This window comes from Oceanobacillus sp. AG (assembly GCF_009746545.1).
Taxonomy (GTDB): domain Bacteria; phylum Bacillota; class Bacilli; order Bacillales; family Amphibacillaceae; genus Oceanobacillus; species Oceanobacillus indicireducens.
On the sequence record NZ_WOWT01000020.1, the window covers coordinates 1 to 24,425 of the forward strand.

Below are 24,425 nucleotides of genomic sequence, written 5' to 3' on the forward strand. Positions count from 1 at the left end.
AAACATCTCATTCAAAATGAAAATTTTAGTGTTATTAATAGGCTTACCAATTGGAATAGTAGACTCTTCTTCCCATGTCTCTGGCACAACATAGTAAGAAGAAAAGGTAGTATTCTCTGTTGGCCCGTACACATGGACTAGTTGTAAACTATTCAATGATAAAGCTTTTTTAACATGTGAAACAGAAACAGTTTCTCCACCCATTAATAACTGTTGAACTCCTTTTAACGCCATTAATTGATGATCAACCATTGTATTAAATAATGCCGTAGTTAGGAACATTGTCGTTATTTTTTCATGCTCTAAAGTAAAGGCAATTTCCTCGAGTGTAGGACGGTTTGAACCAATCATAACCAATTTAGCTCCATTCAATAAACCTCCCCATATTTCAAAGGTGGACGCATCAAAAGCAATAGAAGCCAACTGTAAAAGAACCTGTTTTTCATTAAGTGTTGCATAATTGGTCTCTTTTACTAAGCGCACAACATTCTGGTGTATGACCTCGACTCCTTTGGGACGACCTGTTGTTCCAGAAGTATACATCACATAAGCCAAATTCCGTGATTGGTTTACAGGCATCAAATTGGATTCATCTATTCCTTCAAAATCTATCTTTCTTACATCCAGACAATCGCTTTCCCACTGTTTTTCTTCCCACAGCTGTTCAATCACTTTTGTCTGACTTAGCACAATTTTAGAGCCACTGTCTTCAAGCATATAATCAATACGTTCAGCTGGATATGCAGGGTCGATTGGCAAATAAGCGCCACCCGCCTTTAATATCGCCAGCATCCCCACAATCATATCCAATGACCGTTCCATTAATAAGCCTACTCGGTCTTCTGAGGTTACTCCACGTTGTCTCAGAATACGCGCTAAGCGGTTTGCCCGTTCATTCAATTCCTTATAAGTAAGCTGTTTTTCTTGAAATACCACAGCTACTTGATGGGGGTCCTTTTCCACTTGTTCTTCGAACAAAGAATGGATTGTTTTCTCTTTCGGATATGGCATTTCTGTATCATTAAACTCATTTAAGATTTTGCCTCGTTCTTCCTTTGTACATACACTTAACTCTCCTATGTTCTTTTCAGGAAATTGAATTATATCTCTTATAAGTACAAATAGACGTCCTATTAAATATTCAATTTCATAATCAGGAAACAGTTCAGTTCTATAATCAATATTAATAACAAGTTGTTCCTTCAATGTATAATTCTTAATGTGGAAATTCATACCATTAAAATCATGGCCACTAAATACTTGATGGAAATCTGCCTCCATTTCCTGATACTCAACACCCACAGTAAAAAGCTGATTAATGTCGTTTCCCTTTTTTCTTAAATCCTGAATCAACTGATTATAAGGATACTTTTGATGTCGCATTAACTTCATTTGTTTTTTGCTTAAGCTTTTAATGAATTCTAATGTTTGTATCTCGTTAAAAACTTCCATACGAAATGGCAATGTACTTACAAACATACCTAGAACATCATTTTCCTTACGTTTTCGGTTAGCTAAGTATGTTCCTATCACAAAATCGTTTTCATTCTCAGTACGGGAAAAATAGATAAATAATACGGACATAAGGAAGGTATAAATACTAATCTGATTTTCTTGACAAAATTTTTCTATTAAATTTTTTGTTGTGTCTGGAATCTTATATTCCTTACGTTTAGCTTGTAAACTTCTTGAATATAATGCATTAGTCTTTTCAATTAAATATTCGGGGATAGATTCAAACTCTGATTGCCAAAAATGATTATCCTTTTGGAACCTGGCGGATTGTTTGTATTCTTTTTCTGAGGTTGTATATTGATGTAGTGTATATTTACTTAGGTGGTTTATTTCAGAATGTGATCTTAGACTTTCATATATACTCCTAATGTTAAGAAGTAATGCATCTATAGACACACCATCTATAATAATGTGGTGGCATTTTACTAATAAAAAAGATTTATCATGCCAATTAATTATGGTAAATTCATAAAGGTTTGACTCATATAATGGAATTGGTTGTTTTGCTTGCTCCTGAAACCATAAGTTTAATTGATTTTCACTGTAGATACTTAAGTCCAAAACTTTAGTCGAAATCAACGGTTCATTACTTATATATTGAACCGGTTCTTGGTCATGCTGTTTAAGTAACCTAACGCGTATTATATCATTATGTGAGACGAATAAATCAATCGATTTTTTCAAAAGTTCCTCATCTAAATTCTTAAACTCTGTCTTTACAACTACATTAGAAGTGGCAGTCCTAGGAAAAAGTGCATCTGTATACCAAATTCGTTTCTGAGCCTCAGTTAGTGGAAAATATTTGCTCATTTTCAAGTCAATCCCCTTTCGTATATTTATTAGGAAAATTCATTAACTCTTTTATATCATCTATTTTCAAATTATTCAAGCCCTTTGTTGTATTTGAAGTGCAGTGCAAAGTCTTAAGAATAGAAAATTATTGCTTATTCCATTATGATTAAATTATCTTAATTAATTTAATCTGAGAAAACACAATGAACCATTTACATACGATAAATGTAATCAAATCGTTGTTTTTACTGTGAATAGACAATAACCAATAGTCTTTAGTAGATATAATAAAGTAGCAAGTAGCACCTAAAATTAGTGGTGAGATAGGATACCTTAGCATTTTTAATTTACAAAATAAAAATATCTTAATAAAATTGTTAACTGTGTTTTTTAGATTGCAAAAAGGGGAGACCAAGGGATGAATGTATATGCTGTAAAAATTCCAGATAAAGTTACTGATTCTGATTTTATACATTATACAAGGAAGATACCTGCCGATAGAAAAGAAAAGTTAATCAATATTCTAGACAGAACTGAAGCTGTTCGGAGCCTATTCGGAACTTTATTAATCCAGAAAGTTCTATTTGAAAAAAAAGGGATAAATCCGGATAATTTTTCATTCCTTTATAATGATTATGGTAAACCTTTAATAGATGTACCAAATGCATTTCATTTTAATATTTCCCATTCTGAAGAGTGGGTGGTATGTGCGACAGATAATTTACCACTTGGAATAGACATAGAAAAAGTTAAACCTATTGATTTAGAAATTGCGAAACAATTTTTCGCCAAAGAGGAATATGATTTTATTAATAGTAGGCCTGACCGAGACAAACTCTCTACATTTTATGAATATTGGACTCTCAAGGAATCATACGTAAAAGCCATTGGAAAAGGCTTATCAATACCATTGGATTCCTTTTCATTATTTAATAATAACGGCCACTATTTTATAAAAGGAAAAGAGGGTCATAACTATTATTTTTATCAACAAAAAATTAACTTGGACTATATAATAGCTTTGTGCACTCAAACCAATGTAAGTAATTTTAAAATTAGATACTTTAAATATGACAATTTAGTTTAATCCACTAATAGTCCCATTAGTCAGATGTTTAAAATATTAATAACACCACTTTATCAAATAAATTACAGTAATCTTTAAGTGATTTTTTAATAAGCCACTACTTAATGGGGCTTATGTTCTGTTACCTAGTAATTTTTTCAATTCCCTTTGTGCTTTGGGCTATCTCAACCCTCTAGCATTTTATCATAGTATATTCTAAGTATAAGAAGAAGAGAAAAATTTTCGCATTGACTAAGGTGATGGGAGAGAAATAAAGTCCTTCTCCCAAGTATTTCCGATTACACTGTTTTTTTTATTGATCATCCAATTTATATTCTTCTCTAATTATAATATATACTATGAAATCCCCAGACCACTTGAACATTGAATTAATCAACTCTGAAAACGTATAGTCTTTATCAATCAAAGATAGAGAGTTGTTTATCACATACCTAATAATAAGGCAGTTCTTTAACAGTTGTAGTCGGACAAAATGTAAAGAATATCTCCAAAACTCTTGAACTTCTTGTACAGTAACACAAATCAATCATTCAGTTACTAACAGGTTGTTGTGACCCATAATCTGATTTGTTTTGGGATTCTCCATAAGGTAAGTTTTTTCAACTACATGGGCCTGCTGCAATATCTTAATAAAGCAAAATTTCATAGGTAGGACTGCTCAGTTATTTTTACCTTTTATAATCTTTTAATTCACCAAGAAAACAAGCGCATAATTTTTTCATTATCCAACATTGACCAGATATCAATATCTCTCATGCTGGAATAATACGAATATCCTCCCCAAAGATATTAATAGTTAAAACTTGTAAGTCCTCTTGCCGAGTAGTCTTTGATTTCTTTTCATGAACAGTAGGTTAATCAATTGCTGTAAGCTTTTAGTTATCATCAGGGAAAGGTAATTGTATGAAGAATCAATAAACAATATCTATGGAAAAACAAAAGATTACCTGAGTAAAAAAACTCTAAATTAAATTAGGTCTTAACAATATAATTCTATACAAAACACGAAATTCCCCCATTTAATCAAATATATTGAAACATGAATTAATTAACCATAATATAGCAGCATATATATTGATATACAAAATTTTTTTAAAACCACCACTTGTTCATGGCTTAAGAGCAAGTGGTGATTTTAAAATAAAAAATTTTATTCTACAATCATCCAATTTGTATCTTTTTCTAATGTGAGTATATATTGTGAAAACTGTGTTGCTCTTGTTGCTTCATCAATATATTTCACAGTAACCCATACTTTTATTTGGTGATCTACTGTCTGAAATACTGGATGGACTAGCTCTGAAAATAAATAATCCTGACCAATCGGTGGTAGAGCATTATCTTTCACATAATAAGCAAGTTTTTTATCCGTGGCAGTCGGATAAAACGTAAAAAATGTCTCCAAAAACTCGGTCACTTCTTGCACTGTATCAGAATCAACTGTTCCATTACTTTCAGGTTGTTGTGGCTCATAATCTGATTTATTCGGTATACTCCATAAGGTAGGGTTTTGTATAATCACTAAGTTCCTTGCATGATCTTGATGGAGAACCATTCGATAGGTGGAACGAATCTGTTGGCTATCTTTATCCTCTGTAATCTTTTGATCTACCGAATAAACAACCGCATACGTATCATCCTTTTCTGGTGTCACAGACCAGATATCAATATTACTCACACTAGAGCTAGTAGGAATATCATCTCTTATGGTATCGGTATTTAAAGCTTGTAAATCGTCTGTCAAGTAGTCATTGATTTTTTCCGCTCGTTGTTCAATGGAATCTTTTTCGTTTTGCCATGTGTAGTAATCTCTCACAAAGTTTTTCGTGAAACTTTCAAGCGCATTCGTATCCATGATGCTAGTTTCAATGATTTCTCTTTCATGAATGGTATGCTGATCAATTGCTGTAAAATTTTTATAAATTCCAAAGGCTAGGCTACTAATGAGTAGTACCCATAGAATAGTTACTGTTTTTTTGCGTGTACCAACAGTCCGTACTTTCGTTTTTTTAGATTTTGTTTCCAGCGTTTGTTTTTCTTTTTTCTTAAAAAAGTTTTTCATCTATTCCAACCCTCTCTATTGTTTTATACGCCCGGCTCCAATAAGATGTTTTTGCCAGTAGGAAGAAGTTAAATCAGCATAACCAATTGGATCGCCCGCGTTATACATTTGATTGTTTCCAACATAGATTCCAACGTGAGTGACATAGGTTCTTGCATTATATGTGGAATGAAAGAACACTAAATCCCCTGGCTTTGCTTCCGATAAAGGGATCGACTCGGTTGCATCATATTGCTGCTGTGCTGTTCTGGGCAAGTTAATTCCTGCCTTTCGATAACTCCATTGTGTCAGTCCACTACAATCAAACGAGGTATTCGGATTGTCACCCCCAAAAACATAGGGGAAACCTTCATATTTTAATGCTTCATCCATAACACTTTGAACTAATTCATCATCAAATTGCCGCGAGATAAAATATTGACTCACTAAATCGATATAAAACATATTCCCATAACGGTAACGCCAGCCGCCGTTTTTCTTTACGGCTATTGGGTTCGAGTAAGTGACTTTGCTGCCGCCTGAACGTTCTTTTGCAAAACCTTCAGCTAATCCAAAGCTATATTGTGTGTCTCTTTTTGCGACGTAATCAATAAAAGCACCGCCATAGTTATACGCTTGAATGACTGTATTCTCATCGACACCACTCGCTTCAGCGGAACGTAATAAATCTGAAAAGTATTTTGTGCCCTGTCGAATCGAAGCTTCGGTATCTAAAGAATTGGGTGGAAGTCCCAAAGACTCACTACTCTGCATCACATCTGGAAGTTTTCCACCACTCTCTACTTGAATAATGGCAAGTAGTGTAGAGACATACTCACTTATTCCATATTCTTGTGCATACTTTTCTACCATTGGCTGATGTTTTAACACATCTTCAGAGACCGATACATCGCCTTTATCATGAATGAAATCACCGTTATCCGATGAATGTTCTTCATTTGATATAAAAATAGCTACAAATGTCAACAGCCCTAAAAAGGCAAGAAAGCCTATTCCGCAAGCAATTAACATGATCTTTAATTTCATGACTTTCATCGGCGTTCCCTCCTAGTTTCATGCATTGGACGCTTAGTGAATTGTTTCTGATTTGTACGTTTCAACGGTTTAGAAGGACGCTTGATGATTGTCCGACTAGTTTTTGGTCGGGAACGTTCTTCATTGAGAGTTCGAGTTCCTTTTTTAATAGGTTTTTTGAGATTTTCGGCATGAACCAGATGTTCTTTTCTGTTTGGACTCGATAACTCTCGTTGTAATTTGAATTGCTTCATATGCCCGTTTTTTGTGACAGGTCTTGTCGTTTGTTTTTGTTCAACAGTTGGATTCTTTAATCCATCCCGATTTACAGATTCATTGACATTTTGCGCGACTGGCCGTTCATGACTGGCAGTCTTCCGAGAAGGGGTACGCTTTTTATCCAATGCTTGCCGCCTATCTGCAATCGTTTGACGATGTTTTGCTTCACGTGCTTTATTTACTTGCTGTCTTTTTTCCTTTGCTTGTTTCATGCCATCTTTAAAATCACGGGCAGGTTTTGTAAGCTGTTCTTTTCCTTGCATCACTGCATATTGAGCAGTAGTAGGTAAATCATGCAATTGCTCCTTGCGGTGGTCTATATTCGCACGGATTTGATTTTTCGCACCAACCATTTTACCTGTTACTTGACCTACTTTCTGGCTCAAAGTTGTTGGTTTTGTATTGTCATTTGAACGTTCTTTATTGCTCTTTGAAGTTGATGTTAGCCGCTGTAACGGTCGAATAGGGGAGAAGGAACCTTTTGTTTGCTTAGATTTTCCAACCATTGCCCCGACCGTTGCTCCAGCTGTTGCCCCTGCAAGGGTGCGCCCGATCGTACGTTGCAATCGACGGCTGCCCCGATTGAACATTCGATACGGACGGCGCATGACTTGACGTCCGACTTGTTGCGAGTCACTACTTTGAAGTTTGAACATGCTCATAATGTCACCGAGTTTCATGTAAATGCCTGCAAACGTCACGATCTGCAAAAAGGCAATCAAGAAAAACGGATAACTTGTTGTTAAGCTGTAAAGCATGGATGAAATACTAAAGGCAATTGTAATAATCAATGTAATGCCAGCCCGAAGCATAATCACATTAAACAATTTCATAATCGCTTGTTTTCCCATGTTTTCAAAAGTTGGTATCATGGAAAGTAAAAAACTAATGGGCAGAAACATCGCATAGATAATAAACAGAATTTGCGAGAAAATCATCGTTCCCGATAGAAGAAATACAAAAATTGAAATCCCGATATTGAATAGAATTAAAAAGAAGACCATCCCTAAGCGAGTGGTGGTCTTCGTAATGGTTAAGTTTTTATTGTCGTGATCTTCAATGTCTGCTTTTACAGCATCTTCCCGATCTTTTCCGTTATTCGTATCAGGATTGATAGAAACCAAGCTTTCAACACGTTCTTCGCCAATCGTGTCTTTATCCGAATCATCAAACTGCAACAGTAACCATGGTTGCTCCACTTGAATCGAAAAGAGGTTATTCCGTATTAAATCGACACTATCTTTTCCCTGACTAGTAGAGCTAGGCATTAAGATTTTTGTTCCCAAATCTAAACTTGCTTGACTAATATCAGCAGAAAAATCATTAATTTTAGTAATATAGGTTGGTGCATAGGCAATAAAAGAAGCTGACAAGATAAACACGACTAAAAAGTTTAGAATCGCTCGAATGGCTTTTGTCGTTTCTCGTTTCATTAATCCTGTATATGCCACATAAATGCCTATCACTAAAATGAAAAGAAGCAAGAAGCCTACATAAAATCCAGAACTGCTGAAACCACTTGCAGTAATCCCAGCTAATGTTTGCATGTTTTTTCCGATGGCATCTGCCGTTTGTGAAATAAAATCGAGAGAATAGGCTTGTTGAATTAAGTAGCCTGTCGCATTAGACAAATACAAGCTAATAATCCAGATGAAATTTGTAATGGTATAGAGCCCATACATAACTTGTTTTCCGATGCCATCATTCCAATTCCACGGCAGCCAATCCCAACCTGTATCGACATAAAAGTCGAGTTGGTAGTGATCAAGGGCATATTTAGAATACAAATTATCCTCTGATACTGTATCATCAACTAATCCAGCTGCTTGAGCAAACGTACCAAGTAAAAGAAGACATAGAAAAACGGCAGCACCTATGAGTGCCACCGTCAGGACAATCTTTTTCAATTTTTGTTTGTTCATATTGTCACCTCGTTTCCTTTTCACTTACAGGAGGTCGAGTGTCAAAAGCATGAAATAAATCTTCAAAGACAGGATGAACTTGAATAATCCCCACACGTCCATATAAGTCTTGAATTAAACATTGCCCGTTTTCCAGTTCCCGTAATCGCCTTTGATTCGATTCATCTTCCGAATCCACACCAAAGAATTGAAGTGTTTTCTTAATTTCCGTCATATCTCTGGAACGAAAGGCAAACTTGACACCGATATTATTTTTGAGCTTTTCATCGGTTAGATCATCGGCGTTCTGTGTAACAAAATACACACCAGCATTCATGGCACGACCTGCACGTACTAGCTTGTTAGATAAAGTCTTTCCTTGTGCTACTTGCAGGAAACTCCAAGCTTCATCCAAGTCTACAATTTTGAATACACTTCTGTCGGAATGGATAAAGTCTAATGCAAAAGTAGAAATAACAATCAACATGGCGACACTAAGCAGTTCCATCGTCGTATATTCTTCAAAACTTGTTTCTGCATCTGGTAACACCAAATCCGCGACTTGAATCATATTCAACTGTTTTTGTAAGCTGATCGAATTTTCCACCGTACCATCCGAAAACAAAAGGTGAGCGAAGTCATAGTCGGTAAAACTTTCAATATGGTCAGCAATAGGACCAGCTAATGGATTAGGATCACTTCTTAATTCATGAATCACAAGAAGCAAACCACGTTCCTCCTGTTGACCGACAGCTCGAATCGCTCGTCTTAATACAGGGAATTTATCTCCATCTCGACTCGATATACCAGTGAGGAAAGTAAGAATATCAATCGCAAGACTTTCCGAATCCTTTTTCTTTTTCATAATGACAAAAGGATCAAGTAATCCTTTGTTGCTTTCCTCACTCGTTAAATTGACAATATTTATTTCATGAGCAATTTCAGGCAACGTTTCTTTCCAGTTTCCCCGTTCCGCCTTTGGATCAACAATCAGGGCTTGACCTCCAAATAGTACCGAATAATAGACAAGAAGGTTATTACTAAAGGATTTCCCACCACCAAGTGAACCTAAGAATGCAGAAGCTAATGCATTGGTAACAGAACCTTTTACGCCTTGACTAGCTAGGCTTGGATTGAGATATACATTTCTTCCTGTGTCCAGGTTGTAGCCAAAATATATTCCTTCCGTTTCTCCAAGCATTTGCGTTGCGCCAAACCCAAGTCCTGCTAAAAAGTTGGATGTAACGTATTGGATATAGTCATTCATATACCGCTTACTGGCTGGGATAAACTCACTGTGTAAACCGATCATATCTCCAAATGGACGAACCAGTTTTACGTTTAAATCATCATAAAAATCTTTGACCTCATTACAACGCTGTTTGAGTTCGTCTGCATTAGAAGCAGATACGCGAATGACATAGCTTAACTTATACATTGATTCTTTACTTTGGTCGAGCACATCTTCTAATTCATTGACCTGTTCCAATGCGTCGATGACATTGCTGCCTGTTTCATTATCGGATTCCCATGCATGATTATCCAAGTCTTTCAATTCCTTTTTCTTATTCCGCACCGTAGACAAGGCCTTTTTGTTGGTGACTATTTCTACATTCATGGACGTATCAATTGGAAATTCGAATTGTTGTTGTTGATAATAAAAAATTTCGTCGGATGGAAACTCTAGATCACCGACAATAGAATTAATCGTAAAGTATGCCACATACGTTGTTTGTTCTTCCTGCTCGATTTTTAAATAACGTTGGTTTTCCTCAATTAAACAACGAGTCGGTTTAATCAGATCATAATGCTTCACTAGAGTTTCCCTTTTTAATTTCTTTAGGGGAATAGCATAATCATACTTGTCATAAGCAATTCCACTTTGGCCGTGAAGATGTTCAATCAGATAGCCAAAGTCATTTTTATCTAACGGGCGTACCTTAAAACGTCTAGAAATTTTGTTTTGTAATAAAGATTCCATTTTAGAGTAACGTCTGATTTCATCATGAGGCATGGAAACAAAATCTCCCATCAGGTGATGGTTTACATCACGGACAAATGAAGAAAGTGAATTTTTGATGTTCTTCCCCATTGACTTCATACTAACTTCTTCTTCATTCAGCAAAAGTTTAAAACCGATAAAGAAACGATAATCCACTTGATGTTCACCAATCATGGAAACAAGGGCTTCCGTCTGGTCGTCGATACGTTCATAGGCGACGTTTTGTAAACGCCCCGACACTAACTCTTTACTTCGTTCCTGTACCGAACGAATACTGCTTGCGGTACTAATCTGTAAGGCATGAATTTTGCCGTCTTGATTCTGTGCAATTAATTGACGGAAATGGTCATGCACCTGTATTTTTTCATCCTCCGATAAAAACGAATAATTATATGGCAACAGCTCATAATACGCAAAACACTCGCCGTCATAATTGAAAATAAGATTGTTTTCAAGATATTTAATCGGATAACGCATGGACTTCACTCCTTACAGCTGTGATATTTTCATTTACTTTCACACGTTGTAGTTTGATAGGTTTTCCTGCATACGTAGCTTTAGATCGAAACCAATAGGTCAATGCAGACTTGAGGAAGCTATACGGCTTTTTGCCATCAAATGTTTTCTGACTCATAAACCATGTCAAACCAACTGGAATTCCAACATACTTTAGTAACGCTCCATTAATTAAAGAGAGTGGGGGAAGATTCCCAAGTAACATCACCACTAGAAGCGAGAGGACAAACCAAGACATTTGATTGAATGTGACTGGAAAAGGTAAACGAAAATCATTAATGGCATAAATCACTTTTTCGACTGACCAAATTCGGGTATAGCTTTTTAGTTTTTTCACATGAAATCATCCTTTCGTACAGAAAAAAAGCAGCCTGTATGATAACAAGCTGCCCTGCGACTTACTGCGTATATTCAAATACACCATTTGACGTAATTAGAAAACTACCCTCAATTTCTAGGTCACGCCCAAAGGCTTCATAATCAATATAGTTTTGTAGATTGGAAGGGACTTCTCCTAACATTCCTGTTTCTTCTACCAGCACTCTTGCGACATCTGCCATATTGTTACAATCGGGATAATACATAATATCATCTTGGTGTTCCAGTAATTCTTCGATACTGTTAAACCAATAGTTTTGAACTTCGGAAAGAGAATCATAAAGTGGTGTACCTGCAATTTCTTCCACCCTTGCACATAAACGGTTCACTTCGGAAATAGGTGTATATTCACCGATTTCAAAAGGGAGTTCATAATCAAAGATGGCATATTCTTCATACTCTCCATTCAAACCGATACGTTCTTTTACTTCCTCAAAATCAATAGGTGGTGAAAACCATGCGCCATTAACTTCGCCTTCATTGTATTTACCAAGATTCGTTATAAAAACTTGCATTTCCACAGAAACTCACATCCTTTTTATTAAAAATAGCCATAAAAAAGCAGCAGTATTTTATCTGCTGATACACATATGAGGCTTGTTAATCCCTTCCGCACTACCGTTTGGATCACCATTTTTTTGCAGAACATAAGAAGACCACTTATCTTCCACAAAAAACGGTACAATTTAAGACCCTATGATTCGGTTAAATAGGTTTAACAACACATCTTTCACTCCACTTGCATTAAAGACTAATCCAACCGCAACCAACGCAATGATTAGAAAGCCGATCAGTTTGGAAAACTCTCGTTTAAAGCCTAAATAAATTCCAATTACAACGATCGCCATTAATACTAAAGATTGTGCATTACTTAAAAACCAATTGTATAGATTCTGGCCAAAGTTCATTTGAATTTCTCCCTTCATAAGTTAATCAATCGTTATCTGACAACGGTTGAATCACTTTCTCGATAGGAATGGTTTGTTGCATGAGTATTTTCTGATGGCGCTTGGATAACTCTGTCTGTTCCAACATGTCTTTGATGACACTCGTTTGATTGAGTTCATCTATTTTTGTCGCTAGTTTCCAAGTGGGGGCGACTTGATGAGCTAGCCATCTGAGTGTCTTATCAAAAGTGTAAGGTTCAGGCTTTGTCGTTAAAGAAATTTTTCTATTCACACCTAAATCCAAAAATCGTTGCCATTCCTTATTCATTTTCCAGTTGCTGCGACGTTTTTCTTCGTCTTTATCGACAAAACGAATATATCGATTAATAATCGAAAAGGCGGTTCGTCCAGCATCTTCATACGTCATTAAATCTACAATCGCGTGATAAGCACGATCATTCTTTAAACGAATTTCAAAACGGTTTTTCACATCTGTATCTTCGAGTGATGTTCCGTATTTTACGTATTGTTCGTAATCCTTTTCATACGCACAGAAGTACACGTCACTTTTTAAAGAACCAATATATAGCGTATTTCCCATATCAGGTTTTTCTTCACTCTGTACGAGTTCACCAGAACGGTAGCTTTTAAAACTACGAAAAACAGAGATACATTCTTCTTGACGGCATTTTTCTGTTAGAAACGGAATATCCAATATGCCTGTCTTATCGTTTATCGCAAGGTCAATTCGTTTAAAAACACCACCAGTCCGAAACACTTCCATAAAAAAGTCGAACCATGTTCGTTGCTGGGCTAATAAAAAGTTTTCAAATTGACGACAGCCTTTTCCTTTAAGTTCAAGTAAACAACCTTTGTCTTCATCAGGAGAAACCATGACGACAATATCACCAAAAACGTATTGTTCCATATAAGAGTAAAACGCAAAATCCTCATGTAACATGTACTCCATTTTGAGTTTCAAAATATCTTCAATGACAGGCTTCGGGTTTGTCGTTAAAAATCGAATACGTACATAATCAAATAAGATTGCGAGTGGAGCATCTGGATTAAATTGTTCTAAAACATTGAACATAGTATTTTGTAATGTTTGAGTCGGAGTCACTTTACCCGTTTCAATTTCACTAATATATTGTCTTGAAATTCCAATATGAACAGCCAGTTTATTTTGCGACACACCGTATTCCAATCGTTTTTCTTTTAATCGTTGATACCAAGGTATTTGATTCATATACTTTCCTCCCAACACAAAAAAGATGTCAACTAAATCGTAAAAGCTGACATCTTCTTTATATGCTCCAAACCGTTGTGCCATTAGGTGTTATTGGTCTTTGGAACAGTTTCTTATTGTTTTTCTACCCCCCTGTTAGAAATGGGGGGTTAAGGCGTGGCTGTCGCCACGCAGGCTTAGCCCAGCACGGCGGCTTTCGCTTCGCACGCCGCCGCACTGTGCAGCCTTTATTGGGCTAGTTTAGCAATTTCGTTTAAAAAATCATGTTCTTTGGGGACAAGTGGTGTATAAAATTCAGATATGACATTATCCCCTTTATCGACATAGCCCCTTCCTTTGATCTGTTTTAGAAAAAATTGCTTTTGCACATCGCTTCCAAACATCATGCCATATCCGAGCTCACTCATACGCCCTAAAGCGACTCTAAAATTAAACTGATCACGAATGCCATCCCCAAGATATTTTGCATCTGGTCGTTGACAGGCGAGAATAAGGAAAAAACCTGCTTGTCTACCTAACATAACAATTTGTTTTAGTTTGGTTAACACAGCGGTATTTTCCTTAGAAACAAGCATCTCCATAAAAGCAACATATTCATCAAAGACTAAAAAATGGGGAGATAAACCTAAATAAGCATAGTTTTCTCCCGTCTTATAGTTAGGCATCTGTTTCATTTCTTCACTGCGACTCATCATATCTTCATAAAATTGGTCAATACATGTCATCATGTCTTCCTTCTTATAATACACATCAGGCATAACCGTGGCTAAATCTGCCAAGTCAGCATTTTTGGGATCTAGGATATACAATTTTGCATCTGTTTTTAATAGGGCTTCAATTAGTGTGAGAATAAAGTACGTCTTTCCGCCGCCTGTTCCGCCAGCAATCAACATATGTGGGAGGCTATCATATTCCCAATACATCGAATCCATGAGCTTTAAGCTACCATTTTGTGCAACCACTTCATCAATGGAAATACGACTATTAATTGTGTCATAGAGCAAGGTATATTCCACAAAAGAATCATGTAACTCTTTCGATACCAATTCACAGTACAAACCACTTTCCAGTTTATTTTCGAGGTTTAGTAACTGTTCTTGATATTTTCCCAATGTGATTTCTGTTTGAATATGGAGCAATCCTTTTTCTAGCCGATAGTACATTTTAGGAAAGTGACTAATTTTATCTTTTGCTTTTCCATTTGGTATGTCTTTAAAGAAGCTACTTGATTGTACTTGTTTCGTTTCATACCAACCATTTTCCATAATCATTTTGGCGAGTTTTTGACGGTGAATAACCTGTCTGATACAGTCATACCGATAGCGATAATAAAGAAAAGCACAGCTAGCTACTATCACTAAACTAATCACCAATGAAATCAATCCATACGTACTCATAAAATGTGTTTGAAATAGATCAAGTTGCCACGTTGTAGAAAGTAAAAATGACAGATGAAAAGGGATAAAAGAAGCGAACCATACACCAACGATTCCAAAGAATACAAATTGAAAAACGAGGGATACATCACTCGCTCGAATTCGTTTCCCTCGTCTTTTAAAAGTTTTCATTATTTGTCTTTATTTAGACTAGATTTTGGAATATTACTTGTCGATGCTGTCGCTTTTCCCTTTAAGACCAGATCATCTGCTTTAATGTACCAGTCAACATCTGCGCCGCGAAATGTGGCATTTGCGACGGTATCTGCGACAGGGTTAATAATTTCTACTTCTGCATTATAATCAAATTCTTTTAGGGGAACGGAAGCAGGAATACTCACTTGAATCATGCGACCTTGTTCACGAGACTTTAAGTCATAGGTGCGTTCTTTTACCTCGGTTGATACTGTACCATCTTCGTTTTGCAGAAAAACTTCACGTCGTAATGCAGAAAACTTCAATAAACCAAACGTCTTTTCTTTATCAATGACAATACCTTGTGCTAATCTCATTTCTTTTTCCTCCTTATGCTTTTACCATGTCATCCGCATGTAAAATATAATTTGTAAAACCTCGTTCTCCAATTTTATAACCCTCTGCGGTAATTCTTGCATTGACTAATTTTACTTTTTCCTCATGTTCAAAGAACTTTTCTCCTGCATCTTGTGGGAGAATCACTTCAACATCATCTGCGCGTTGAATATCGGAGTACAGATTATAGCTCCTAGAAAGAGTGGTCATGCGTCCATTAATCCGTCGCTGTTCGACTTTGCCTTCTCCTGCATATTCTAAATTTCCAAAAGTCTTTTCCATATTTGGAATGACATGTTTCAACTCCATGATTCATTACCTCTTTTCTAATTTTATTTTTACTTATCGTCAGTATATAAAGCCAAGAAAGGGGAGGAGAACGAGAACTATACATTTGTAATTCACTCCTATGCTTCTTGTAGTCGATAATCCACACGTCCATAAATGACACACCAAAATACAACCATTGTTTCTCCATTTTCATCCCGTATCAATTTCCCATGAGGAAAAAAAGGAAAGTCTTCAATTTCAATTTCATTCATAATAAAATGATCATCAATCCATTCCATGACTTTTTCTTCATAAGCTTCTTGTTCATTCAAGGACATTATGCACCTTTCTCCTTTCAACGTTTTCGCCCATAAAAAAAGCACGTCAGATGAGAATAATCCAACAAGGTAAAAAATTGATTTATCTATAAAGTTTCCGCAATACCAGCCATAATGTATTCCGCACATGGTACAGCAATTGCATTTCCAATCGCTTTATATCTCGCATAATCACTAATGATTTCATTCCCATTTCCTAAAGCTGTCCAGCCCTCTGGTAATCCCATTAATCGCTCACATTCAAATGGTGTAACCTGTCGGATATAACCTTCTTTTTCTTTCCCTTCATACCAAAAAGAAAAGATATTGACCGAACCAGCTAACAAAGTGGGGAAAGGGTCATTTGTCCGTCCAAAACTTCCAATGAATCCTGATTTGTTTTTATCTTTTGCGGTACTTCGCATACGTCTTTCTTGAAAGGGACGGACGACGGGTATTTTCCTCCTTGTTTTTTCAGAAGATCTTCGACTGGCTGCGGTGGAGGTTGGCCTGCTTTCTCTGCAAGACGCAGGAAATGATTGCAGTTCGCGGGTTTTAAATAATATTTCTTTGGCACGTGTTCCTCCAAAATCTGCCACGAGGAAGATACGTCTTCTTCTTTGAGGAAGTGTGGGCTTTCCCCAATATCGGGCATCCAACAATCGCCAGCAGACATCAACATCTCTCCCTCGGACCATTCCAGCTTTTGCCCAGACCCCAGAAGCAGGCATTGGAATTTCGGTATTTGTGAACGACTCCAACACGGCTTTAAAATCCAACCTGTTATTTGATGAAAAAGCTCCCATGACGTTTTCCCAAACAGCGATAACTGGATATGTTCCATTCGTTGCACACCTCATTTCTTCTATAATACGTATCGCATGATAAAATAAACTGGATTGACTTCCTGCAAGACCTTCCCGTTTTCCGATATTGGATAAGTTCTGACATGGAGAACCAAAGGTAATAATATGAACAGGTGGTATTTTTCCACCATCAACTTTTGTAATATCTCCTAGATGTAACAGATTAGGGAAATGCCTTTTTGTAATAGAAATAGGTGCATTCTCTACTTCACTTGCCCATGTGGGCTTAATTCCGTAACGAGAACCAGCTAGAGGAAATACTCCGATTCCGTCAAATAAACTTCCTAATGTTAGTCCGGTCATATTTCACCTCTACTCTTCATTTTAGGCATAAAAAAAAGACGCTCATTTTAATTGAACGTCTAAATATAATAGAATCTATTAAGTTAAAATTTATAATTCTGTTGTGTTCCCACACACCAGTTCAATCCCTACTGAAACCTCAATATGGTTTTTCATCACTTTTTTACGTCCATTTTCACCATTTGGTACAAAGTGTGCATGCTTGTAAAACGTTGTGAAACTAAGGATTTCTACATAATTTTCCGTTGTATCAACGCTATAGCCTCCACATGTGTCGTATTCGGAAACATATCAACCGGCTGCACTTCAATTGTACGATACCCGCCATCTTCTAATATTCGAAGATCTCGTGCTAACGTTGATGGATTGCATGACACGTATACAATCCGTTTCGGTTCCATTTCGATCATTGCTTCAAGGAATTCTGGCGCACAGCCTTTTCTTGGTGGATCCACAACAATCACATCTGGATCTAATCCTTCGCGTTTCCATTCCGGCATGATTTTCTCGGCTTGCCCAACAACAAATTCCACGTTGTTCATTCCGTTTAGTTTTGCATTTGCCTTTGCATCATGAATAGCTTCCGGAACAACTTCCACTCCGTAAACTTTCTTTGCTTTTTGCGCTAAAAATAATGAAATCGTACCGATACCGCAATATGCATCTATTACGACATCATTCTCATCAATTTTGGCATATTCCAGTGCTTTATCATAGAGCACTTTTGTTTGCACAGGATTTACTTGATAAAATGATTTTGCTGAAATGGCAAAAGTCAGTTCGCCAATTTTATCATGGATATATTCTTCTCCCCATAACACTTTCGTTTTCTCACCGAGAATAAGGTTCGTGCGTTGGTCATTAATGTTTTGCACAATGGATTTGATATTGGGGAATTTATCTGTTAGTTCTTGAATCAAAATTTCTTTACCTGGAAGTTTATTTGTTTTAGTGACCAAAACAAGCATCGTTTCTTTCGTTGCATAACCGGTCCGGATCATAATATGACGCAATACTCCGCGGTGATTCTCCTCGTCATATGCCTCAATTCCAATCCGGTTTGCGATTTTTTTCACTTCTGGAAGAATCTCATTAATTTCATCAGCCTGGCTGCTGCACGTATCCAAATCTTCAACAATTCGATGGCTGCGCTTTTGATAATAACCAGTAATGAGTTTTCCGTCTTTTTCACCTACTGGAATTTGTACTTTGTTTCGATAATGGAATGGATTATCCATCCCGATGATTGGATGAATCGGCACATGTTCCAGGTGTCCAATCTTTTTCATTACATTCCGTACTTGATTTTGTTTCATTTGCAGTTGTAGGTTGTAGCTCATATGTTGCAACTGACATCCGCCGCAATGTACATGACATGTAGGGTCAACCCGTTCTTCGCTTATATTTTTTAGTTCAATCAATTTACCGAACCCGAAATTTTTATTCACTTTGATTACTTTAACAACCGCTTCTTCCCCCGGTAGACCATTCGGGACAAATAATGGATAGCCCCCTACTTTCCCGACACCATTTCCTTCATGTGTCAGGTCTTCAAAAGTCAATGTTACGTATTCATTTTTCTTTACAGGAGCAATTGATTTTGCCATGTTAATCTTCCTTTAAACCTTCAATTTGTTGATGGATAAATATTTCCGGGACGATCATTTCAATATGCTTGTTCAAGTTGACAAATTCACCAGGCAGCAGTCCGCCATATTCTCCGTCTACATTTAACTGCATTTTCTCCGTCGGGGTGACTTTGATCCGTTTTGATTTCGTATAAATGATATTATCATTATTCAAATGCGCGCCTCGGAGTGCAAGGCTTGCGATATGAATGAATTCTGCTAAATTCACTTTCTTTAAAATAAGCATATCGAAATAACCATCATCAAGCTTGGCGTCAGGTGCAAGCTTTTCAAAACCTCCGACCGAATTTGAGTTGGATATTAGAAATAACATAATATCTTCATCGAGGACATTGCCGTCATACTCGATTCTTGCTCTTGCCGGTTTTAAGGATGGGAGCATTTCAATTCCTTTAATATAATAGGCAAGCTGGCCGAGGACGGTTTTCAACTTGATTGGTACGTCATAGGTAAGCTCGGTTAACCGGCCACCACCTGCGATATTAATGAAATATTGGTCGTTCACTTTACCGATATCAAGATCCATTGTCTCGTTGGCAACAATAATTTCAAGTGCTTTCTTAATATCCCGCGGGATATTCAACGCTCTTGCAAAATCGTTTGTTGTACCTGCTGGAATGATGCCCAGCTTCGGACGGTAAAATTGTTCTGCAATCCCATTGATGACTTCATTAATCGTGCCGTCACCTCCTGCTGCAATAAGGAGATCATATTGCCGCTCAACTGCACGTCTCGCTTCTTCCATCGCATCGTTCTCGCCTGTCGTCGCATGGGCAGATGTTTCATAACCCGCAATTTCCAATGTCTCAAGGATAAGTGGCAATTCTTTTTTAACTGCCTCCTTCCCTGAAGTTGGATTATATATCACACGCGCTCTTTTCATTCGTATTCCTCCCTGATTTTCATAAGGGCAACTGTCAATGTAAACTCTATTCTCCATCATAAGCCTTTTTACTAAAATTTAAAAGCAGGAGCTTATATCCGTTAAATTTAAGCCTTGCCTTTCATAAAAATCGAGTACTAGCTCGGTTATTCCTTTTTCACCTTATTGGATGCTGCTATTTGACAAGGTTTGCTGCGCTTATCATACAAACGATCGGAAAGATTACTCCTTCAGAACATAAGAGTACCTCTATCCATACGAATGACATAAGGGATCAATCCTTCAAGGAATTAGAGCACCTCTATCCATACGAAGGAACGGAAGGATCAAATCTTCAAGGCATTAGAGCGCCTCTATCCATACGAAGGAGCGAAAGGATCAAATCTTCAAGGCATTAGAGTGCCTTTATTTATACGAACAAGCATAAAGATTAATCCTTCGAGGGATATAGAGGACGCACGTTCACTTTTTGGTCGGTAGAATGCATCTATTAGACAATTTGACGACTTTAGTCCATCTTATATATAAAACAACACACCCACTTAAATTATAATAGCTAGGCAACATCTAAAGTTATTGGTTCATTTTATTTTATACAGTGAAAGAAAAGCGGGAACCCTATCATTTGACAGCATTCCCGCTTTTCTTTGAACTTAACGTTTCTCTAATTCTTCTTTCAATATCTTATTCACCATCGACGGGTTCGCTTGACCTTTTGTTGCTTTCATCGTCTGACCGACGAGGAAGCCGAGTGCGCGGTCTTTCCCGTTCTTGAAGTCGATAATGGACTGTTCGTTCTCATCAAGAACCCCGTTGATGATTTCTTGCAGTTTCACAGGGTCAGAGAGCTGGACGAGCCCTTTTTCATGAACGATCTTCTCCGGATCGCCGCCTTTTTCCACAATCTCTGCAAATACTTTCTTCGCGATTTTAGAGGAAATCGTTCCATCTTCAATTAGTTTGATTAATGTTGCAAGAGATTTCGGTGTGATGGCAAGATCATAGAGCTCCTTCAAATGCTTGTTCATATAAGCAGAGACTTCACCCATGAGCCAGTTTGACGCTTGTTTGATGTCTGCGCCTTCCGCAATTGCTGCTTCGAAGAAATCAGCCATTTCCTTTGAGCTTGTAAGTACTCCAGCATCATACGCTGAGAGTTCAAGTTCTTTTACATAACGTTCTCTTCGTGCATCTGGAAGCTCGGGGATTTCACTCTTGATTCGTTCTTTCCATGCGTCATCGACATATAAACTTACGAGGTCCGGCTCTGGAAAGTAACGATAATCGTCTGCAGCTTCTTTCACCCGCATAAGAATCGTTTCTTTTGTCTTTTCGTCATAGCGGCGGGTTTCTTGTTCAATCACACCGCCGGAAAGCAATACCTTCTCTTGGCGTTTCTCTTCAAATTCAAGTCCTTTTTGAACAAAAGAGAAGGAGTTCAAGTTTTTCAGTTCAGCCTTTGTTCCGAATTCTTCTTGGCCAATTGGACGTAAGGAAATGTTCGCATCACAACGTAAGGAACCTTCCTCCATCTTTACATCCGAAACACCTGTGTACTGGATAATATTCTTTAATTTCTCTAGATAAGCATATGCTTCTTCCGGCGTACGCATATCAGGCTCGGAGACAATTTCAATTAACGGAGTACCTGCACGGTTGAAGTCGACATAAGAATAGCCGTCATCTCCGTGGGTTAATTTACCAGCATCTTCTTCCATATGGATACGGGTAATTCCAATTCGTTTCTTTTTCCCGGCTACTTCGATTTCAATCCAGCCATTTCGACCAATTGGATTTTCATCCTGGGTGATCTGATAAGCTTTCGGGTTATCGGGATAAAAGTAGTTCTTGCGGTCGAATGTCATATTTGTTGTAATTTCACAATTCAATGCCATTGCCGCCTTCATTGCAAAATTCACCGCTTCTTCATTTAGTACAGGAAGTGTTCCTGGGTAGGCCAAGTCAATCGGGTTCACGTTCGCGTTTGGATGGTCGCCGAAAGCATTGACACTAGGACTGAAGATTTTAGATTTTGTTTTTAATTCAACGTGTACTTCTAAACCAATAATCGTTTCAAAATTCATTTAGCCGCACCTCCAATATCGGGGCGTTGTTTATGAAAGTCTGTCGCTTGTTCGAATGCATGGGCAGCACGATAAACCATTGCTTCATCAAAATGTTTACCGATGATTTGCAGTCCGATCGGCAATCCTTCACTTGAGAATCCACACGGAATCGAAATTGCCGGGACACCTGCAAGGTTTACAGGGATTGTTAAAACATCATTTGCATAAGCTATCACCGGGTCATCCATTTCTTCGCCTAATTTAAACGCAGTTGTTGGCGCAGTCGGCCCAAGGATAATATCATATTCTTCAAAAATTTGCTCGAAATCATTTTTGATTAGCGTGCGAACCTTTTGCGCTTTCTTATAGTAAGCATCATAATATCCCGAGCTAAGTGCAAACGTACCGAGCATAATCCGGCGCTTTACTTCTTCACCGAAGTTTTCACTTCTGGAACGCTTGTACATATCAATCATGTCTTCTACATTTTCTGCGCGCACTCCGTAACGAACACCGTCAAAGCGCGCAAGACTTGCTGACGCTTCTGCTGATGCAAGTATATAGTATGTGGATAACGCGTACTTCGAATGTGGTAAGGACACCTCTTCACAAGTTGCCCCGAGGGATTCGTACTTTTCAATAGCTGCTCTAACAGCATCTTTAACTTCCTGTGCAACACCTTCACCAAAGTATTCTTTTGGTACAGCGATTTTAAGACCTGCAACATCTTTTGTTAAAGCATCGGTAAAGACGGGTACCTCGAGATTTGCACTTGTTGAGTCTTTCTCATCATGTCCGGCAATCACTTCTAGAACCCTGGCATTGTCCTCAACCGTACGAGTAATCGGACCAATTTGATCCAAGGAAGATGCAAAAGCAACTAAACCAAAACGGGAAACACGACCATACGTCGGTTTCATTCCAACAACACCGCAAAATGCTGCAGGTTGGCGAATTGATCCACCCGTGTCAGATCCTAAAGCAAACTTAAGTTCACCTGCCGCTACTGCAGCTGCTGAGCCACCACTGGATCCTCCTGGCACACGGTCTGTATCCCATGGATTTTTCGTCTTTTTGTATGCTGAGTACTCTGTACCAGATCCCATTGCGAACTCATCCATGTTTAATTTACCGATTGTAACTGTTTTTTGTTCTTTTAATTTCTCAACTACTTCTGCGTCATAGAGCGGATCATTAAAGTTTTCTAATATCTTGCTTCCGCTCGTTGTACGTAAGTCTTTCGTAACAATATTATCTTTAAGTCCGATTGGAAGACCGAAGAGGCTCTTCTCTTCCGAACTCTCATCCAACTCTTTTGCCTGTTTCATGGCATTCTCTTCATCCAGCGTAATAAAGGCCTGGATTTCATCATCAACTTCCTTGATCCGATCAAGGGAAGCTTTCACTAAATCTTGGACCGAAATCTCTTTATTATGTAGCTTCTCTTCAAGCTCCTTAATCGAGTGGTCAAATAATGACATGGGATTTCCTCCTTTATAAAGGTGGTTCAAAAAGTCTGGTGAAAAGGACACTCCTTAAAAGAAGTGATTCTTCTAAGCCCTCCACGTCCTGTGGACAATGTAGAAACGTCATCCTACACGCAAGAAGCTCGTTAGCTTGTTTTCCCGTCTCCCAGTACAATTCTGGTACTGGGAGCTCTTGCCGCTCCGAACTTCGACGCACAGGACGTTGTGTACTTAGCCGACCTCGGTCCTTTTCATCCTCTTTTGAACATTCTCTTATATGAACTTTCAATTACTCAGAAAGAATAGATGGTACGCGGAATTGACCGTCTTTATGATCAGGAGCATTCTTCAGCGCTTCCTCTTGGGTAATCCAATCCGTTCTTGGTTCATCTTTCCTCATAACGTTTTCTAACTGAATTACATGGGTTGTTGGCTCAACATTTGTCGTATCTAGTTCCTTGAGCTGTTCTGCATGTTTAATGATCGACCGTAATTCTTCTGCAAGCTTTTCTGCTTCCTCATCTGTAATATGAAGTCTCGCCAAATCAGCAACATGCATTACTCGTTCTTTTGAAATATCATCTGCCATCGCTCGAACCTCCTAGCTTTATCAAATAAACTCATTTATTACATTTTAATATTATATCACTAATGATGATAGCAGAGAAGTCTGGACATTAGCAAGCTAACCACAAACAGCGATCATTTATCCCATTTTAAACAAAAAAATTCCTGAAATGATTATTTCCATTTCAGGTAAGCTGTTTTCATTATTGGGGATAATAAAAACGAATGAATCTACTGATTTTTTTAATACTCTCCTACATTATTGAAGATAGGCGGGTGTCGCTCTCCCCAAGTCAAATCGTCTGCATCTGTGTTTACCGCAAAGAAGACTCCTGAAACTAAGATTGCTGCGAGTGCAAAACCAGATAATAGCTTCTTCATTTGTACAT

Annotated in this window: 21 protein-coding genes; 1 reads left to right on the forward strand and 20 read right to left on the reverse strand. The window is 37.7% G+C overall.

Annotated features, from left to right (window positions below; all coding sequences use genetic code 11):
* Nucleotides 1-2,325 (reverse strand): AMP-binding protein (locus GN217_RS11585; RefSeq protein ID WP_232334418.1); only part of this gene is annotated, 2,325 nt, incomplete at its 3' end.
* Nucleotides 2,326-2,725: 400 nt separating this feature from the next.
* On the opposite strand from GN217_RS11585, the gene GN217_RS11590 reads away from it, so the two are divergent.
* Nucleotides 2,726-3,394: a 4'-phosphopantetheinyl transferase family protein gene (locus tag GN217_RS11590; RefSeq protein ID WP_156856845.1), complete on the forward strand. Its 669-nt coding sequence runs from the start codon at nt 2,726-2,728 to the stop codon at nt 3,392-3,394.
* 1,150 nt (nt 3,395-4,544) lie between these two features.
* Here the strand turns inward: GN217_RS11590 and GN217_RS11595 are convergent.
* The 19 genes from GN217_RS11595 to GN217_RS11685 all read right to left on the reverse strand — a co-directional run bounded on the left by GN217_RS11595 (nt 4,545) and on the right by GN217_RS11685 (nt 24,417).
* Nucleotides 4,545-5,456 (reverse strand): conjugal transfer protein, encoded by a 912-nt coding sequence (locus GN217_RS11595; protein WP_156856846.1) that lies wholly within the window; start codon nt 5,454-5,456, stop codon nt 4,545-4,547.
* 15 nt (nt 5,457-5,471) lie between these two features.
* Complete coding sequence (locus tag GN217_RS11600) at nt 5,472-6,482, reverse strand: bifunctional lytic transglycosylase/C40 family peptidase (protein WP_198042644.1); 1,011 nt, start codon at nt 6,480-6,482, stop codon at nt 5,472-5,474.
* Nucleotides 6,483-6,487: 5 nt separating this feature from the next.
* Entirely contained in the window at nt 6,488-8,671 is a 2,184-nt protein-coding gene (locus GN217_RS11605) for a CD3337/EF1877 family mobilome membrane protein (RefSeq protein WP_156856848.1), read from the reverse strand.
* Between the two features lie 4 nt (nt 8,672-8,675).
* Complete coding sequence (gene tcpF / locus GN217_RS11610; RefSeq protein ID WP_156856849.1) at nt 8,676-11,129, reverse strand: conjugal transfer ATPase TcpF; 2,454 nt, start codon at nt 11,127-11,129, stop codon at nt 8,676-8,678.
* Complete coding sequence (locus tag GN217_RS11615; RefSeq protein ID WP_156856850.1) at nt 11,113-11,505, reverse strand: conjugal transfer protein; 393 nt, start codon at nt 11,503-11,505, stop codon at nt 11,113-11,115. The genes tcpF and GN217_RS11615 overlap by 17 nt, the downstream gene beginning before the upstream one ends.
* 61 nt (nt 11,506-11,566) lie before the next feature.
* Complete coding sequence (locus GN217_RS11620; protein WP_156856851.1) at nt 11,567-12,067, reverse strand: antirestriction protein ArdA; 501 nt, start codon at nt 12,065-12,067, stop codon at nt 11,567-11,569.
* Between the two features lie 165 nt (nt 12,068-12,232).
* Nucleotides 12,233-12,454, reverse strand: coding sequence for a hypothetical protein (locus tag GN217_RS11625; RefSeq protein ID WP_156856852.1), 222 nt, complete (start codon nt 12,452-12,454; stop codon nt 12,233-12,235).
* 25 nt (nt 12,455-12,479) lie between these two features.
* On the reverse strand, nt 12,480-13,697 hold the full coding sequence (mobT, locus tag GN217_RS11630; protein WP_198042645.1) for a MobT family relaxase: 1,218 nt from the start codon (nt 13,695-13,697) through the stop codon (nt 12,480-12,482).
* A 212-nt stretch (nt 13,698-13,909) separates the two neighbouring features.
* Entirely contained in the window at nt 13,910-15,250 is a 1,341-nt protein-coding gene (locus GN217_RS11635; protein WP_156856853.1) for an FtsK/SpoIIIE domain-containing protein, read from the reverse strand.
* The gene (locus tag GN217_RS11640) at nt 15,250-15,630 is read right to left on the reverse strand and encodes a YdcP family protein (protein WP_156856854.1); all 381 of its coding nucleotides are present in this window, start codon (nt 15,628-15,630) and stop codon (nt 15,250-15,252) included. The genes GN217_RS11635 and GN217_RS11640 overlap by 1 nt, the downstream gene beginning before the upstream one ends.
* Nucleotides 15,631-15,643: 13 nt before the next feature.
* Entirely contained in the window at nt 15,644-15,958 is a 315-nt protein-coding gene (locus GN217_RS11645) for a YdcP family protein (RefSeq protein WP_156856855.1), read from the reverse strand.
* 98 nt (nt 15,959-16,056) lie between these two features.
* The gene (locus GN217_RS11650) at nt 16,057-16,257 is read right to left on the reverse strand and encodes a hypothetical protein (RefSeq protein WP_156856856.1); all 201 of its coding nucleotides are present in this window, start codon (nt 16,255-16,257) and stop codon (nt 16,057-16,059) included.
* Nucleotides 16,258-16,343: 86 nt separating this feature from the next.
* Entirely contained in the window at nt 16,344-17,405 is a 1,062-nt protein-coding gene (locus GN217_RS11655; protein WP_156856857.1) for a DNA cytosine methyltransferase, read from the reverse strand.
* 230 nt (nt 17,406-17,635) lie between these two features.
* Complete coding sequence (gene rlmD, locus GN217_RS11660) at nt 17,636-19,012, reverse strand: 23S rRNA (uracil(1939)-C(5))-methyltransferase RlmD (RefSeq protein WP_156856858.1); 1,377 nt, start codon at nt 19,010-19,012, stop codon at nt 17,636-17,638.
* Between the two features lies 1 nt (nt 19,013).
* A complete protein-coding gene (locus GN217_RS11665; RefSeq protein WP_156856859.1) occupies nt 19,014-19,937 on the reverse strand; it encodes a diacylglycerol kinase in 924 nt (307 codons plus the stop codon).
* Nucleotides 19,938-20,590: 653 nt separating this feature from the next.
* Entirely contained in the window at nt 20,591-22,021 is a 1,431-nt protein-coding gene (gene gatB, locus GN217_RS11670) for an Asp-tRNA(Asn)/Glu-tRNA(Gln) amidotransferase subunit GatB (protein ID WP_156856860.1), read from the reverse strand.
* On the reverse strand, nt 22,018-23,484 hold the full coding sequence (gatA, locus tag GN217_RS11675) for an Asp-tRNA(Asn)/Glu-tRNA(Gln) amidotransferase subunit GatA (protein WP_156856861.1): 1,467 nt from the start codon (nt 23,482-23,484) through the stop codon (nt 22,018-22,020). Before gatA ends, gatB begins: the two co-directional genes overlap by 4 nt.
* Nucleotides 23,485-23,758: 274 nt before the next feature.
* A complete protein-coding gene (gatC, locus tag GN217_RS11680; protein WP_156856862.1) occupies nt 23,759-24,058 on the reverse strand; it encodes an Asp-tRNA(Asn)/Glu-tRNA(Gln) amidotransferase subunit GatC in 300 nt (99 codons plus the stop codon).
* A 221-nt stretch (nt 24,059-24,279) separates the two neighbouring features.
* The gene (locus tag GN217_RS11685; RefSeq protein ID WP_156856863.1) at nt 24,280-24,417 is read right to left on the reverse strand and encodes a hypothetical protein; all 138 of its coding nucleotides are present in this window, start codon (nt 24,415-24,417) and stop codon (nt 24,280-24,282) included.
* Between the last annotated feature and the right edge of the window lie 8 nt (nt 24,418-24,425).

What these genes read in the sequence shown, in the direction of transcription:
- GN217_RS11590 (WP_156856845.1), top strand. Translation starts at nt 2,726, where the DNA reads ATGAATGTATATGCTGTAAAAATTCCAGATAAAGTTACTGATTCTGAT.
- GN217_RS11595 (WP_156856846.1), bottom strand. Translation starts at nt 5,456, where the DNA reads ATGAAAAACTTTTTTAAGAAAAAAGAAAAACAAACGCTGGAAACAAAA.
- GN217_RS11600 (WP_198042644.1), bottom strand. Translation starts at nt 6,482, where the DNA reads ATGAAATTAAAGATCATGTTAATTGCTTGCGGAATAGGCTTTCTTGCC.
- GN217_RS11605 (WP_156856848.1), bottom strand. Translation starts at nt 8,671, where the DNA reads ATGAACAAACAAAAATTGAAAAAGATTGTCCTGACGGTGGCACTCATA.
- tcpF (WP_156856849.1), bottom strand. Translation starts at nt 11,129, where the DNA reads ATGCGTTATCCGATTAAATATCTTGAAAACAATCTTATTTTCAATTAT.
- GN217_RS11625 (WP_156856852.1), bottom strand. Translation starts at nt 12,454, where the DNA reads ATGAACTTTGGCCAGAATCTATACAATTGGTTTTTAAGTAATGCACAA.
- GN217_RS11635 (WP_156856853.1), bottom strand. Translation starts at nt 15,250, where the DNA reads ATGAAAACTTTTAAAAGACGAGGGAAACGAATTCGAGCGAGTGATGTA.
- GN217_RS11640 (WP_156856854.1), bottom strand. Translation starts at nt 15,630, where the DNA reads ATGAGATTAGCACAAGGTATTGTCATTGATAAAGAAAAGACGTTTGGT.
- GN217_RS11645 (WP_156856855.1), bottom strand. Translation starts at nt 15,958, where the DNA reads ATGGAGTTGAAACATGTCATTCCAAATATGGAAAAGACTTTTGGAAAT.
- GN217_RS11650 (WP_156856856.1), bottom strand. Translation starts at nt 16,257, where the DNA reads ATGTCCTTGAATGAACAAGAAGCTTATGAAGAAAAAGTCATGGAATGG.
- GN217_RS11655 (WP_156856857.1), bottom strand. Translation starts at nt 17,405, where the DNA reads ATGACCGGACTAACATTAGGAAGTTTATTTGACGGAATCGGAGTATTT.
- rlmD (WP_156856858.1), bottom strand. Translation starts at nt 19,012, where the DNA reads ATGGCAAAATCAATTGCTCCTGTAAAGAAAAATGAATACGTAACATTG.
- GN217_RS11665 (WP_156856859.1), bottom strand. Translation starts at nt 19,937, where the DNA reads ATGAAAAGAGCGCGTGTGATATATAATCCAACTTCAGGGAAGGAGGCA.
- gatB (WP_156856860.1), bottom strand. Translation starts at nt 22,021, where the DNA reads ATGAATTTTGAAACGATTATTGGTTTAGAAGTACACGTTGAATTAAAA.
- gatA (WP_156856861.1), bottom strand. Translation starts at nt 23,484, where the DNA reads ATGTCATTATTTGACCACTCGATTAAGGAGCTTGAAGAGAAGCTACAT.
- gatC (WP_156856862.1), bottom strand. Translation starts at nt 24,058, where the DNA reads ATGGCAGATGATATTTCAAAAGAACGAGTAATGCATGTTGCTGATTTG.
- GN217_RS11685 (WP_156856863.1), bottom strand. Translation starts at nt 24,417, where the DNA reads ATGAAGAAGCTATTATCTGGTTTTGCACTCGCAGCAATCTTAGTTTCA.